General features: G+C 69.6%; 12 protein-coding genes, 1 pseudogene and 1 riboswitch. Of the genes and pseudogenes, 2 read left to right on the top strand and 11 right to left on the bottom strand.

The annotated features are described in order from the left end of the window. Positions 1-49 precede the first annotated feature (49 nt). Entirely contained in the window at positions 50-979 is a 930-nt protein-coding gene (locus ABZ382_RS19065) for a LysR family transcriptional regulator (RefSeq protein WP_357090460.1), read from the bottom strand. 71 nt (positions 980-1,050) lie between these two features. Here ABZ382_RS19065 and fdxA point away from each other — a divergent pair. Beyond that, positions 1,051-1,278: pseudogene (fdxA, locus tag ABZ382_RS19060) on the top strand (ferredoxin); the annotation flags it as partial. A 17-nt stretch (positions 1,279-1,295) separates the two neighbouring features. Here the strand turns inward: fdxA and ABZ382_RS19055 are convergent. The 4 genes from ABZ382_RS19055 to ABZ382_RS19040 form a co-directional block, all read right to left on the bottom strand. Then, positions 1,296-2,804 carry an amino acid permease gene (locus ABZ382_RS19055; RefSeq protein ID WP_357090458.1) on the bottom strand — a complete coding sequence of 503 codons (1,509 nt, stop codon included), beginning with the start codon at positions 2,802-2,804 and terminating at the stop codon, positions 1,296-1,298. A gap of 32 nt (positions 2,805-2,836) precedes the next feature. Then, the gene (locus tag ABZ382_RS19050; RefSeq protein ID WP_357090739.1) at positions 2,837-3,907 is read right to left on the bottom strand and encodes a Glu/Leu/Phe/Val dehydrogenase dimerization domain-containing protein; all 1,071 of its coding nucleotides are present in this window, start codon (positions 3,905-3,907) and stop codon (positions 2,837-2,839) included. A gap of 181 nt (positions 3,908-4,088) precedes the next feature. Beyond that, positions 4,089-7,583: an indolepyruvate ferredoxin oxidoreductase family protein gene (locus ABZ382_RS19045; RefSeq protein ID WP_357090456.1), complete on the bottom strand. Its 3,495-nt coding sequence runs from the start codon at positions 7,581-7,583 to the stop codon at positions 4,089-4,091. A gap of 170 nt (positions 7,584-7,753) precedes the next feature. Further along, entirely contained in the window at positions 7,754-8,239 is a 486-nt protein-coding gene (locus ABZ382_RS19040; protein ID WP_357090454.1) for an Lrp/AsnC family transcriptional regulator, read from the bottom strand. Between the two features lie 84 nt (positions 8,240-8,323). Here ABZ382_RS19040 and ABZ382_RS19035 point away from each other — a divergent pair, with 84 nt between their 5' ends. After that, complete coding sequence (locus tag ABZ382_RS19035; RefSeq protein ID WP_357090452.1) at positions 8,324-8,938, top strand: LppP/LprE family lipoprotein; 615 nt, start codon at positions 8,324-8,326, stop codon at positions 8,936-8,938. 26 nt (positions 8,939-8,964) lie between these two features. On the opposite strand, the gene ABZ382_RS19030 is transcribed toward ABZ382_RS19035, so the two are convergent. From ABZ382_RS19030 to ABZ382_RS19005, 6 genes are all read right to left on the bottom strand, one after another. Further along, positions 8,965-9,537 (bottom strand): histidine phosphatase family protein, encoded by a 573-nt coding sequence (locus ABZ382_RS19030; RefSeq protein WP_357090450.1) that lies wholly within the window; start codon positions 9,535-9,537, stop codon positions 8,965-8,967. Then, complete coding sequence (locus ABZ382_RS19025; RefSeq protein ID WP_357090448.1) at positions 9,534-10,370, bottom strand: CbtA family protein; 837 nt, start codon at positions 10,368-10,370, stop codon at positions 9,534-9,536. The genes ABZ382_RS19030 and ABZ382_RS19025 overlap by 4 nt, the downstream gene beginning before the upstream one ends. Before the next feature lie 22 nt (positions 10,371-10,392). Beyond that, positions 10,393-10,608, bottom strand: coding sequence for a CbtB-domain containing protein (locus ABZ382_RS19020; protein WP_357090446.1), 216 nt, complete (start codon positions 10,606-10,608; stop codon positions 10,393-10,395). A 39-nt stretch (positions 10,609-10,647) separates the two neighbouring features. Beyond that, positions 10,648-10,801, bottom strand: a riboswitch (cobalamin riboswitch). Between the two features lie 111 nt (positions 10,802-10,912). Continuing rightward, on the bottom strand, positions 10,913-11,905 hold the full coding sequence (locus ABZ382_RS19015; RefSeq protein WP_357090444.1) for an SGNH/GDSL hydrolase family protein: 993 nt from the start codon (positions 11,903-11,905) through the stop codon (positions 10,913-10,915). Between the two features lie 86 nt (positions 11,906-11,991). Continuing rightward, positions 11,992-13,551 carry a glycosyltransferase family 39 protein gene (locus tag ABZ382_RS19010; RefSeq protein ID WP_357090442.1) on the bottom strand — a complete coding sequence of 520 codons (1,560 nt, stop codon included), beginning with the start codon at positions 13,549-13,551 and terminating at the stop codon, positions 11,992-11,994. Between the two features lie 12 nt (positions 13,552-13,563). Further along, a complete protein-coding gene (locus ABZ382_RS19005; protein WP_357090440.1) occupies positions 13,564-14,565 on the bottom strand; it encodes an SGNH/GDSL hydrolase family protein in 1,002 nt (333 codons plus the stop codon). Positions 14,566-14,575: the final 10 nt, after the last annotated feature.

The following is a 14,575-nucleotide window of genomic DNA, read 5'->3' as shown; positions in this document are numbered from 1 at the left end:
GGATTCCGCGGCGGGACCTGCGTCGTCTCGTGGCCGGGCCGCTATGCGTTCAATGCCGTTGCGTCCGAGCCGCTTCGATACGGGCGGCCAGATCGACCAGGTCGGCGGCCGCGCCGGTCGGCGGCGTGCGCCGATGCCAGATGGCCCGGAACTTCCTCGTCAACGGCGTCGATTCGGCCAGCGGAACGGCGCGCAGCGTGCCCGCCCGCAGTTCGTGCGCCACGATCAGCCGGCTCACCACCGCCGGTGCCGCCCCGCTGCGGGCGGTAGCGAGAATCGCTGCGGCGGAACCGAGTTCGGCGGCCGGTGGGGCCGGTGTGCCGTGAATCTCGAGGGTCTCCCACACCGTGTCCCGGGTGCCCGAGCCGCGTTCGCGCCACAGCAGCGGGGTGTCGGCGAGTTCGCGTGCGGTCAGCGGCCGTCGGCGGGTGGCCCACCGGTGATCCGGCGCGACGACCACCACCAGCTCGTCCGCGGCGAGCACCCGGCTGCCCAATCCCGGTGGCGGATGCGGTCCTTCGACGAATCCGAGCTCGGCCTCGCGGTCGCCGACCGCCGCCGTCACCTGCCGCGAATTGGCCACGTCCAGGACCACCGCCAGCTCCGGATGGATCTTTCGCAGCGCGGTCAGCCAGTGCGGAATCCGGTGGTCGGCAATGGTCGTCGAGGCCATGAGGCGCAGGCTCGGCCGCTCCGCGCGGTGCAGGGCGGTGATGCCATCGGTCAGCGCCAACGCGGCCGCGAGCACCGGCCGGCCCAGCTCGACCACCGCCTGCCCGGCATCGGTGAGCACCGATCCCGTGCGCCCGCGATCCAGCAGCCGCAACCCGAGCCGCCGCTCCAGCGCGCTGATCCGCATACTGGCGGCGGGCTGGCTGATGCCGTGCCGCCGCGCGGCCGCGCCGAGACTGCCCAGTTCCGCGACCGAGACCAGCAGAGCCAGCACGTCCAGGTCGGGCGTACCGGGCGGCAGGATCATCAGGACAGCTTATGAGGTGATCGGCATTCGGGCGCTACCTGACCACCGGAAACGGCCGCAGGATCAGCACCATGACTTTCGTGATCGGCGCGGACTGCGTGGACGTTCTGGACAAGGCCTGCATCGAGGAATGCCCGATCGACTGCATCGTGGTCGGTGCGCGGATGGCCTACATCAACCCCGACGAGTGCATCGACTGCGGGGCCTGTGAACCGGTCTGCCCTGTCGACGCGATCCACTACGAGGACGACCTGCCCCCGGAGCAGGAGCAGTTCGTCCTCGTGAACAGCCGGTTCTTCGCCGACGGGGTGCAGATCTAGGGGACCGGGTCCGGTTCTCGGTCCGGGATGGCTTCCGCGGCAGGGGTTTTCTGTCTGCCGAGGACGGAATGGGAGCGGCTGTAGGCGAAGTAGATGACGATGCCCAGGGCCATCCAGATGACGAACCGGATCCAGGTCTCGATGGACAGGTTGAGCATCAGCCACAGGCAGGCCAGGGCGGCCAGGATGGGGATGAACGGGACCAGCGGGACGCGGAAGCCGCGCTTCAGGTCGGGGCGGGTGCGGCGCAGGATCGGGACGCCCAGCGAGACCAGGACGAACGCGACCAGGGTGCCGATATTGACCATTTCCTCGAGCGTGCCGAAGTCGACGAAACCGGCCAGGAGAGCGCAGATCACGCCGACCAGGACGGTCAGCCGGACCGGGGTGCCGTGCTTGCCGGTGTGGGCCAGACCGCGGGGGAGCAGGCCGTCGCGGGCCATGGCGAACAGGACCCGGGTCTGGCCCAGGAACATGACCATGACGACGGTCGACAGGCCCGCCAGCGCGCCGATGGAGATGATGTTCTTCACCCAGGTCGCGCCGTGGATGGCGAAAGCGGTTGCCAAGGTGGCGTTTCCGCTCGCGAGCTCGGTGTAGGGGACCATGCCGGTCAGGATCAGCGAGACCGCCACGTAGAGCACGGTCACGATGGCCAGCGAGGCGAAGATGCCGCGCGGGACGTCACGCTGCGGATTGCGGGTCTCCTCGGCGGTGGTGGCCACCACGTCGAAGCCGACGAACGCGAAGAACACCAGCGAGGCCGCGGCCAGCAGGCCGTACCAGCCGAAACTGGTTCCGCCGGAACCGGTCAGGAAGGAGAACAGCGACTGGTGCACGCCGCCCGCCTGCTCCGAGGGCTGGGCCGGGGGAATGTAGGGGGTCAGGTTGGAGGCCTTGAAGTAGGTCGCGCCGACCACCAGCACCAGCGCGATCACGGCCAGCTTGATGGCCACCGCCACCGCCGAGACCCGCGAGGACAGCTTGGTGCCGGTCGCCAGCAGCGTGCCGACCACGGCGATGATCACCACCGCGCCCCAGTCGAAGGTGATGGACCCGATGTGCGCGACCGGGCTCACCACCCCGTGCAGCACCTCGCCGAGATACTGCGACCAGCCCTTGGCGACCACCGACACCGCGAGCGCGAACTCCAGGATCAGATCCCAGCCGATGATCCAGGCGATGACCTCACCGAACGTGGCGTACGCGAACGTGTACGCACTGCCCGCCACCGGCACGGTCGAGGCGAATTCGGCGTAGCACAATGCCGTCAGCCCGCACGCGATGGCCGCGAACACGAAGGCCAGCGAGACCGACGGTCCCGCCACCGTGCCCGCGGTCCGGGCGGTGAGCGTGAAGATGCCCGCCCCGATGACCACGGCGACACCGAAGATGGTCAGATCCCGCGCGGTCAGATCCTTGCGCAGTTTGGAATCCGGTTCATCGGTATCCCGGATCGATTGCTCGACCGATTTGGTGCGGAACACTCCGCTCACGAACGCCACGATGCGTCTCCTTTCCGAAATTCGGTGCGGCGTCAGCGAACTCGCGGGATGGCGTCGAGCCGCCGTTCCGCGAACCTGTTCGCCGCCGCGCCGGTGCCGATGCCCTCGGCCCTGGACTCCGCGATGATGTCGCGGCAGCGGTCGAAGATGCCCCTCACCGCGTCTTCGACCTCGGCCGGCGCCGCGTGCCGCAGCTCACCGGCCACCTGAACCAGCCCACCCGCATTGGCCACGAAATCCGGGACCCAGGTGATGCCGCGCTCGTTCAGGGCGTATTCCACCGCGGGCGTGGCCAACTGGTTGTTGGCCGCCCCGCAGACGAGTTTCGCCTCGATGGCCTCGGCGCTCGACGCGGTGAGCGTGCCGCCGAGGGCGCAGGGGGCGTAGACGTCGACCGGAGCCGTGGACACGGCGCTCAACAGTCGAACCGAGGGATGATCGGTCGAAATGCGTTCCAGCGCTGCGGTGTTGACGTCGGTCGCGCAGACCTCCGCGCCGTCGGCCAGCAGCAGCTGGATCAGTTCGCGGCCGACCTTGCCGACGCCCTCGACGCCGACCGTGCGGCCCGCCAGTGTCGGTGCGCCCCACACGGATTCGGCTCCGGCGCGCATGGCGTTGAAGACGCCGAGGGCGGTGAGCCGGGCGCTGTCGCCGGACCCGCCCGCCGCAGTGCTGCGCCCGGTCACGTAGCCGGTGTGGCGGCCGATGGCGTCCAGATCGTCGGTATTGGTGCCCACGTCACCGGCCGTGATGTACCGCCCGCCGAGGGATTCCACGAAGCGCGCGTAGGCGGCGAACAGCTCCTCGCTCTTGTCCCGCGCCGGATCGCCGATGATGACGGCCTTGCCGCCGCCCAGATCCACACCCGATGCCGCGGCCTTGTAGGTCATGCCCCACGACAGCCGCAGCACATCGTCCAGCGCGGCCGCCTCGGAGGCGTACGGGTACATCCGGGTGCCGCCGAGCGCCGGGCCGAGCGCGGTCGAGTGGATCGCGATGATCGCCTTGAGTCCGCTGCGGTCGTCCTCGCAGAACACCACCTGCTCGTGTCGCCGGGCGCTCAGTTCGTGCGAGCGGCCGAAAACCCCTGCTTCGGTGTGCATTGCGGTCACGGTCGATTCCTTTCGTGGACGCCGCTCGTGGCGGCGGGGTGGGTGGCCGCGGGGTGGGCGGCCGGGGCGCGCCTCGGCGGCGCGCGTCACCCAGCTCCGGCGGCAGGATCAGGTCGCTGCCGGAACACGGTGGGTAGGTGTGGAATTGAGTGGTGAGTTGTCGGACCCGAGGTCAGCCGTCGAGGCCGAGTTCGCGCAGGCGGGTGCGGTATCGCTCGACGTTGCCGAGCTTCACGTCCTCGTAGCCCCGGACCAGGTCGGGCAGGGAGGCGGCCTCGACGGCGGTGGCGTACCCGTCGACGGTGAGACCGGCCGCGAGCCGTCGCACCATGCCGGTGTAGTGGGACAGCAGTTCCCGCTCCACCTTGCGGACATGGGCGTAGCCGAAGGGGTCGAGCTTGGTGCCGCGCAGCGCCTTGCCCTTGGCGAGCAGCTTCAGGGCCACATGGGATTTCGGGGCGAGGCCGATCTTCTTTTTGCGGCCCAGCGCGCGCAGCACCGGCGGGTGCAGCTTGTAGGTGAGGTTCTCCCCACCGGGGACCTGCGCCTCGACGTCGGCCAGGAACGCGGGATCGACCAGCAGTCGCGCGACCTCGTACTCGTCCTTGTAGGCGGTGAACTTGAACAGCCCGCGCGCGACGGCCTCGGTGAACTCGGTGCGGTCGGTGATCGCGCGCTCGGCGGTCCAGGCGGCCTGGACGGTGTCGATGTAGCGGCGGGCGACCTTCAGGTTCTGGTAGTCGATCAGTTCGGCGGCGCGTAGTTCCACCAGTCGCCGGACCTCGCCGTCGAACCCGGTGCCCGCCAGCAGTTCGGCGGGCGCGACCCGCGGGGCACGCTGTGCCGCACCGGAATCGGTGGCCGCCGCGAACGCGGCCGGATCGGCGATGGCCACGCGGCCCCAGCGGAAGGCCGCGATATTGGCCGACACCGCGACACCGTTGATGCCGATCGCCTCCTCGATCGCCGCCGCGGGCAGCCGCAGGCCACCGGTCTGGAAGGCCGCGCCGACCATCAGGAAGTTGGCGGCGGCGGTCGTGCCGAACAGCTGCTGCGCGGCGGCCAGGGCGTCGAAGTCGACCTGCGAATCCGATACCGCCGCCAGCCGATCCAGCAGCGGCCCGGTCTCCGGGTAGGCGACCGACTTGTCGTAGACCATGTCACCGGTCGGGGTCTTGCTGGTCGAGGCGACGACGACGGTTCCGTCCGGGTTGCCGTACCGGAGGTTCTTGGGATCGGCGGCGGTCAGCAGGTCGATGGCCATGATGCAGTCCGCGCTGCCGGGGGTGAGCCGGTTCGACGGCTCCAATTCCGTGGCGGAGAACCGCAGATGCGACAGCACCGGCCCGGCTTTCTGACTCAACCCGATCTGATCGAGGCTTTCGACCGCGTACCCGGCGCGCAGCGCGGCCGTGGCCAGCACCTGGTTGACCGTCACGATGCCGGTGCCGCCGATGCCCGCGATGAGCACGTTCTGCGTGCCGAGCGGAGCGCCGAGGCCCGGATCGGCCACGGCGGGCGGTTCGGTGGGCTTGCGCCGCAAGCCGCGGACGCGCTTCGAGCCCTTGCCGCCCTTGGCATCCGGCCGCAGTTCCACGGTGACGAATGACGGGCAGTCCCCGTCCAGGCAGCTGTAGTCGGTATTGCACGAGGTCTGGTCGATGCGCGTCTTGCGCCCGAACTCGGTCTCCACCGGCTGCACCGACAGGCAGTTGGACTTGGTGCCGCAGTCGCCGCAGCCCTCGCACACCGCCTCGTTGATCACCACGCGGGTATTGCGCACCGGCAGTGTGCCGCGCTTGCGCTGCCGCCGGGCGTCGGCCGCGCAGTGCTGGTCGTAGATCAGCACCGTCACGCCCTTGACCTCGCGCAGCACCTTCTGCGCCTCGTCGAGCCGATCGCGATGCCACAGCAGGGTGCCCTTGGCCAGCGCTTTCCTGTTGTGCCGCTGGGGATCATCGGCGCAGATGATGATCCGCTCGACGCCCTCCATGGTCAGCTTGTGGGTCAGCTCGGCGACCGTCAGGCCGCCCTCCACGTCCTGCGCGCCGGTCATGGCGACGACCTCGTTGTAGAGCAGCTTGTAGGTGATGTTCACCCCCGCCGCCACGCATGCCTGCACGGCCAGTTGCCCGGAGTGGAAGAAGGTGCCGTCGCCGATGTTCTGGAACAGGTGCGGCACATCGGTGAACGGGGCCTGCCCGATCCACTGGCTGCCCTCGCCGCCCATCTGGGTGAGGCCGGTGACCGCGCTGTCGCTGCGCCCGGACAGGGTGACCAGGGTGTGGCAGCCGATGCCGCCGCCGCCGATGGACCCCTCGGGCAGGGCGGTGGAGCGGTTGTGCGGGCAGCCGCTGCAGAAGTACGGGGTGCGCTTGGCGGACAGCACCTCCAGCGACAACGCCGGCAGCGGAGCCTGCTTCAGCTCGACGTGTTCGCGCAGCACCCGGCGCAGCGGGCCGAGCAGGCGGCCGGCGGTGAGCTCGCCGTCGAACGGCATGAGCGGCAGTCCGTTTCCGTCCAGCTTGCCGAGGATGCGCGGGGCGTCGGCGGTGCCGTAGAGGATCTCGCGGATCTGGGTCTCGACGAAGGCGGTCTTGTCCTCCACCACGATGATCTGTTCCAGGCCGCGCGCGAACTCCGTGACCCGCTGCGCGCCAACGGGATACGGCATGCCGATGCGCAGCAGGCGGATCCCGGACCGGTGCATGGCCGCCTCGTCGACGCCGAGATCGTGCAGGCCCTGCCGGACCGCGTCGAAGGTGGTGCCGGTGGCCGCGATCCCGATCCGCGCGTGGACCGGATCGACCTCGATGACATCGAGGTCATTGGCGGCGCCGAAGGCGCGCACGGTGGCCCAGCGCGGCCCGTACAGATCGGCCTCGGCGAGCACGCTGTCGGCGGGGGCCGCCATGGGGCGCTGCAGGTAGGCGAAAGTCTTACCCTCCCACTGTACTTCGGGCACCGCGATGGGCAGGTTCGCGACCGAGCCGTCCACCGTCCAGGCCCCGTCGGCGACATCGGCGACGATCTTCAGCGCCACCACGCACCCCGAGGCCCGCGACAGCGCGATGCCCTGCATCCCCATGGTGATGACCTCGCGAGCATTGCGCGGGAACAGCACCGGCACACCCATGGCGGCCAGCGACCGTTCGCTGACCGCGGGCACGGTCGAGGATTTCGAGGCCGGGTCGTCGCCGACCAGCAGCAGGACGCCGCCGCGCGGATTCACCCCGTACATGTTCGCGTGCCGGATGGCGTCGGTGGCCCGGTCCACGCCGGGGCCCTTGCCGTACCAGACGCCGACCACGCCGTCGTGGGTCGGCGTCCCGGCGGGCAGATCGGCCTGGCTACCCCAGACCGCGGTGGCCGCGAGCTCCTCGTTGAAGCCGGGCACGAAGACGATGTCGTGTTCGGTCAGTACGGTCGGCATGCCCAGCAGCATCTTGTCGACCCCGCCCAGCGGGCTGCCCTGATATCCGGAGACGAAGGTGCCCACCCGGTGCCCGGCGCGCATATCGCGCACATGCTGTTCCACCAGCAGGCGGGCGATGGCCTGCACGCCGGTGAGGAGGACCGGACCCGCACCCGACCGGTAGCGGTCGGCGAGGTCGTAGGGCGTAGCCGGTTCGGCCTGTGGTGCAGGCGCGCAGGCAACGTCGGTCATGAACAGTCACCACACTCTCCACAGCTCAGATTGTGAGCTGCAACGAAGGGACCAAGCGATCGGTGCTGCGAAATCTGCCGTGAAGGGTGATCTGTGTCAACAGTCGGGCGAAAAGTTGATCAGACTGCTCAAAAGTGATCTGGAACACTGTGACGTGCGCAGCATTCTGGTCAGTCGGGGCCGGGATGACTGGTCAGATGCTCGACGAGCGGCAGTGACCGGTATTCGATCGGCGTCGCCAGCGCCAGCATGGTCTCGGTGTGCTTGACCCCGGTGATGGCGTGCACCCGCTGGATGACGCCGAGCAGATCCGGCTGCGACCGGGCCGCCACCCGGACCAGCAGGTCCCCGCGACCGGTGGTGGCGTGCACCTCGAGCACGTTCGGGAACGCGCGCAACGACTCCACGATGTCGTTCATCTTGTTCTGGTCCAGTTCGATGCCGAGGAAGGCGTGCACCGCGAACCCGATGGCCTCGAGATCCACATCCGGCGGATACCCCCGGACCACCCCGGCCGCCTCCAGCCGTTTCATCCGCGCCTGCACGGTGTTCCGCGCGATCCCGAGCCGCTGCGCCAATTCCAGGATCGGCACCCGCGGGTCGGCCGCCAGTTCCCGGAGCAGCGCGGAATCGAGCGCGTCGATCTTGATGCTCATGCCGCATTCTCGCACAGCGGTTCTCGATAACGCCGCTGCTCACATGGGCGATGATGAGGCGTGAAACGTGCTCGGGGAGGACTCATGAAGACCAGGTCAGCGGCTCTGTTCGCGATGGCGGCCGCCGTGGTGGCAGTGACCACCGCGTGCGATCCGGGGTCGTCGACGGGCCCGGTGACGACCAGTCCCGCCGGTCCGGCGGCGACCGTCCCCGGCGGCCCGGCCACCACCGCGGCGGGCAGTCCCGCCCCGACGACCGGCTCACAGCCGCCGGGCACCGCTCCCGCGGGGAGTGGGCACGGGCTGTGCTTCGACATCAACTCCGATCTGGCGCGCGCCGCCATCGCCAAGCTGAATCCGCCGCCGGTCGGCGGCTGGAAGACCGGGCAGGCGGGGGAGGTGGCGCTGGACTCGGGCTGCGACGGGGTGCTGTCGTGGATGATGGTGAACTCCGACACCAATCATCCGTACACGCACGTGCTGTTCTTCACCGGCGGCACGTATCTGGGCACGGCCACCTCCGATCCGTACATGTACACGCAGGTCACCGGCAAGACGCGGAACTCGCTCTCGCTGACCTACCGGTGGCTGAACAACAACGATCCGATGTGTTGTCCACAGGGTGGTCCCAGCGTCGTGACGTTCACGCTCAACGGCACCAAGGTGAAGGCGGACGGGCAGTTCCCGCCGCACTCCTGAGCGATTCGGGCCGGACGTCCGGTAGCTCAGTCCGCGAGCTCGTGCGCGGTCGCGCGCAGCGTCCACGCCGGGCCGCGGTGATGCAGGGTGGTGGCGCTCAACGGTGGAATGTCGAGGCGCCAGAACGACTGCGGGGGAGCGTCGAGGGTGCGCAGGACCGCGGCCCGGACGATCGCGGGATGCGTCACCGCGACGATCCGGTCGCCGCGCCCGGCCAGGCCGTGCAGCCAGTCGCCGACGCGGTCGATCAACCCGGTGATCGATTCGCCGCCGTGCTCGCGGAAGCCCGGATCGGTGAGCCAGCCCATGAGCTGCTCGGGCGCGAGGTCGTCCATCGCCTTACCGGTCCAGTCGCCGTGGTCCACGTCGCGCAGCGCGGGTTCCGGGGTCCCGGTCAATCCCAGTGCCCGGCAGGTCTGTTCGGCCCGCAGCTCCGGCGCGCACAGCACCGTCGCGGGCTCCGGGCCGGGCAGCCCGCCCGCTCGCTCGACCGACCGCGACCCGAGCGGGTTCAGCGGTTCGTCGGCGGGGAAGCGGGCGGACTGCACGGCCTCGGTGATCGCATGCGTCACCAGGGTGAGACGGGTGACCGCGCTCATGCCGCCACGGCGGGCGCGGCCGGGGAGCGGTCGCCGAGCAGGCGCGGCGCCAGCCAGGCGAATCCGACCCCGATGACCGCCCACACCAGCAGCTGGGCGGCGAACGCGTACAACCGGAAGTGGTACAGATCGTCGGCCGGGAAGCCCGGGAACACGATCGTGCCCGCGGCGTCCTTCAGCGGTTGCGGCGTTTCGGTGCCGAACTCCTTGTTGGCCGCGAGCTGTCCCGCCGACGGCAGCAGCGCCAGCACCGCGCCCATCACCACGACGAATCCGGCCGCCGCGGCGACCGATGCGGTCCAGTTGTCCAGGCGCGCGGTCAGCTTACGCCCCAGCCAGATCGCGGCGACCAGCACGACCGCGCTGATCACGATCAACCCCAGGTACAGGGCCGTGCGTTCCTCGATCGTCTCCGGATTCCCGACCGACGGCGGATTGGCCGGGTACTTCAGGAACGGCACCGCGTACAGCGCCAGGAACATGCCGCCGGAGACCAGCAGCGCCAGATTGCGCGGCGAGATCTTGCCCGCCTTGCGCAGCGCCAGGAAGTAGACGACCGCGAACAGCGCGCCCAGCGCGGCCCCGAACACGATCATGCCGAAGCCCAGTCCGACGTTCTGCTGCTGCGCGCGGGTGAACAGTTCGACCCCGTGGTCCATGTCCATGGACTTGCCGGCGGCCTGATCCAGCGCCATCTGCGCGTGGTCGCGGCCCTCTTCGTAGTCGATGGCGCGGTCGATGATCGGCTCGGACAGGATCCGGGCGAAGACGAACGCCAGCGATCCGCCGAGGGCTCCCAGCAGGACCCCTCGGCCGATGATTCGCTTTTCCATTGTGGTTACTCGATTCCCGGTGCTAGTGGCAGGGGAACCCGAGGAAATGGCGGCCGTCGTGCACGAACTCGTGCACGTGCATATCGCTGCCGAACACCGACACCGCACCCTGGTCGATGCCGATGAAGTAGATGGCCAGCAGTGCCATCAGGGTGGTGCCGACCAGCCACAGGGCGGTGGTGGGAATCGAGAGCGCGCCGCTGCCGAGGCCGGAGCGGGGAGCGAAAGAGGTAGCCACGAAGGACTCCTTTGAGTCAGGGGGATTCCGCGTCCCCGTTGCCGATCGAACCGACGATGTGAGGGTCTGACTCGCATCCGTCTCGCGGGGAGACCGGGTTGCTCACAGTGGCGCGACCGTTCCGGCATTGCACCGGATTCCTCATGGCATCGTCGATCAACCATACGAAAACGCATCGCCGCTGGTCAATCCGCCTGCCCGGGTCGACCACCTGATGGGATGACGCCGCGTCCGCGCAGCCCGACCTGCTGGTGGCGTCGTGGCGGGACCGGTAGTGGCGGGCTGAAACCGTCCGTTACCGGGGTCAGCGGCCGAGGTGGCTGTAGACCTCGGCGGCCACGGCGGTGTCGCCGCGCGGCGTCGGGTGGAAGGGGAGACCGACCAGGTTGACCTTCGGGTCGAGGGCGGCCAGGACCCACGGGTCGGGGGCGCACAGGCCGTGTCCGGCGGTGGGGACGCGGGCGTCGACGAAGTCGATCGAGAGGAGCTGGGCCGCATCGCGTTCGGCGTCGTCGAGCCGGTTCCAGAAGGCGTTGACGGCGCCGCCGCGGGGCTGGATGTAGCGGAAGGTGCCCAGGACGTCGAGGCACCAGGTGTTCGAATTGGCCGGGGCCAGTTCGGGATAGCCGACGAGCTGGATCTTCGCGTTGGGGGCGTAGTACTTCACGTACTCGACGACCTTGCGGATGCGGTCGGCGTAGGCCGCGCCGGTGATGGTGTCGAGCTCGGGCCAGTGCTCCTTGTCGACGGCGTCGGCGTCGCAGCCCTGGCTCATGTTCAGCGCGCAGCGCAGCTGGCTGGGGGCGTCGGCGACATTGGTGGAGTCGCGTGGCCAGGAGTCGTTGGCGCCCAGCTGGATCGCGACCACCTGGGTGCGCGGGCCGAACGCGCCGTTCTTGCTCGCCTTGATCGCCAGCTGCGACAGGGTGTAACCGTCGCGGCCGGGGATCTCCTTGCCGGTCGAGGTGACCGGGCCGCTGTCGATGGAGGCGTTGGTGCAGGTCGCGTTCTCGAAATCGGCTGCGGGGACGCCCATCAGCGCGCTGAGCTGGACCGGCCACGAGGTGTCGCGGTGCAGGCACTCGTGCGCCGCGGCGTCGTTGTTGCCGTCGCATTTGACCAGGACCCCGTCGCAGGCCGGGTTCGCGGCGAACGAATCACCGAGTACGACAAGGGTGCGACCCTGCGCGGGGGCCGGTTCGTCGGCCCCGGCGACGCCCACCGAACCCGCGGCGGCGAGCACCGCGGCGACGGCGGCCAGCCGCAGCGACGCGCCCTTGGTCGTGAAACTCAACATGCAAATCCTCCCCAGCGGAAACGTTGCGCTAGACCGACAGTGTTGCTCATGAGACCGACAGTGTTCTCACCAGGCCGACAGAGTCCTCACGAGGCCGGAGGGACGATCATGTAGGTCAGCTTCGGCCAGGCCGCCGACAGCGGGACCAGCGGCTCGCGCAGGATCCAGATGTTCACGTGATGGTTCTGGCCCGCGATGCCGAGCTCGTCGATCATCTGCAGCGCTTGGGTTTTCTGCCCGAAGTTCGCGAGGAACGCCCGCTGCTCCGGACTGTCGTTGTAGCCGACCCACAGGATGGTGGTGGCCGAGTCCGGCGGCGGACCCCACACGGCGAAACCACGATTGGGGCTGTAGGTCGGCGGGATCGATTGGAACTTGCCGTAGTGGTCGAGCGCGCCGGCCTCGTTGTAGGCCTCCGCGACCACCGCGGTCGTGGCCCGCTCCGCGGGCGGCAGACCGGCCGCCACCTTCTCCACGGCGTCGGCCAGATCCGCCCAGTCGTCATTGCCGTAGTGCTGCAGGAAGCCCAGTTTGCTGGTGTTGGGGACGTCGATCCAGCTCTTCGGGTAGGGGAGGGTGGCCAGGGCGGCCATCAAAATCGCGGTGAGAACGGTCAATCCGGTGAACACGCGCCGCAGGACGGCCGCCGGACGCGGACCCGCGGTGTCGAACAATCCCGACAGAACCATCGCGCCCGCACCGAAGATGGCGGGAATGATCCCGGCTACGTAATAGGACCGGCCGTGGCTCGCGACCACCAGCACCACCATCAGCAGCGCCGCGACGAGCACGAAGCGGTACGGCCGCAGCTTCGGATCCCGGGCCAGGCCGTACAGTCCCAGCACGCCCAGACCGCCGCCGAGGAAGCCGGTGACCACCAGGATCGCGATCACCGTTCCCCACTGGCCGCCGTCGCTCTGCGCGGTCTCGTGCGCGATCGCGGCATTGGTGGCCAGCTGCGGCCAGTCGTGGGAGGCCTGCCACAGCAGGGCCGGGGTCATGGCCGCCGCCATGATCAGCAGACCCAGCCACAGGGCCGGGCGGCGCAGGATCTCGCGCGGACCCGCCATCAGCATCGCGGCGCCGACGCAGGCGCCGAGCATCAGCACCAGCCACTTGTCCTGCACGTCGATCGCCGCCGCCACGCCCGCGGCGACGAGCAGGCGGTCGCGGCGGGTGCGCACCCAGCGGACCAGCAGCCAGATGATCAACGCCTGGAACGCCACATCGATGGCGACGCTGTCGAGCACGGTGTAGGCGAAGATGAACGGCGAGGCGGCGTAGCCCGCGGCGGCGAGGAGCTGGAACCGTTCCCGCGCACCGCATTCGTAGGCGACCGCGGCGGTCAGCACCGACACCGCGATCAGCAGCAGCAATCCGGGGATCCGCAGCGCGATCACCGATCCGGGCGCGAGCACGTCGGCCAGCCGCGCGATCAACGGGATCAGCGGGCCGTTGTCGACATAGCTGACCGCGAGGCGGCGACCGCACGCCAGGTAGTACAGCTCGTCGCCCGCCAATTGGAACCGGAACGCCGAGACCGACCAGACCAGTGTGATCAGGCCGGAGACCAACAGGACACCGCGCCACGCGAATTGCGGCGGCGCGGCCGTCGCCTCGGATTCAGGGGTGATGGTGAGCGTCATTGCTTCTCCGGGTCAGTGCGACGCGAGGTGGCTGTGGATGGTGGCGGCCACGGCCGTGTCGCCGCGCGGCGACGGGTGGAAAGGCAAGGCGGACGGGCTCTGCCGGGGATCGAGGAAGTTGCTGAACCACGGGTCGGCGGCGCACAGGCCGTGTCCGGCGGTCGCGGGCTTCAGGTCGATGAAGTCGACGCCCAGGATTCCGGCGGCCTCGCGCTGCGCGGTCTGCAGCCGGTTCCAGTACGCGACCATGGCTCCGGCCCGCGGCTGGACCCAGTGCACGAAGCCGAGGATGTCCGCGCACCACTCGGTCGCGCCCTCGGGCGCGATCTCGGGATAACCGATCAGTTCGATCTTCGCGTTCGGGGCGTAGTACTTCACGTAGTCGACGACCTTGCGGACGCGGTCGGCGTAGGCCGTCCCGGTGATGGCCGTGTAGTCCGGCCATCGGCCCTCGGCCACGGCGGCGTCGTCACAGCCGTGCACGAGGTCGGTCACACACGTGAACACCTTGTTCACATCCGCGGAGAGGGTCGCGTCCTTGGGCCAGGAGTCGTTGAACCCGAGCTGGATGGTCACCACCCGGGTTCGCGGCCCGAACGCGCCGTTCTGCGCGGCGTCGAGGGCCAGCTGCGCCAGGGTGTAGCCGCCGCGGCCGGGCACCTGCTCGCCGGTGGAGGTGACCGGGCCGGTGTCGATGGACGCGCTCGAGCACGAGTTGTTCACGACGTCCGCGGCCTCGACGCCCATCAGGGCGCTCAGCTGGACGGGCCACGAGGAGGGGCCGTGCAGGCAGGCTCGCAGCCCGGTGCTGTCCGGGTTCTCGCATTTGGTCAGCACCACGTCGCAGGACGGGTTCGCGCTGTAGGAGTCGCCGAGCACCACGAGCGGGCGGCCGGGTGCCGGGGCGGGTTCGGCCTCGGCGGCGCCGGCGGATACCGCGGCGGCCAGGACGCCCATGGCGACGGCCAGCCGGGGTAGGAGTACGGCCCGGCCGGTTGTCCAGGAACTGGTCAAGTGCAAAATC

It is taken from the genome of Nocardia sp. NPDC005825 (assembly GCF_040630175.1).
Classification (GTDB): domain Bacteria; phylum Actinomycetota; class Actinomycetes; order Mycobacteriales; family Mycobacteriaceae; genus Nocardia.
The sequence above is the reverse complement of the archived record's forward strand: the minus strand, read 5'-3'. Positions and strand labels throughout refer to the sequence as shown.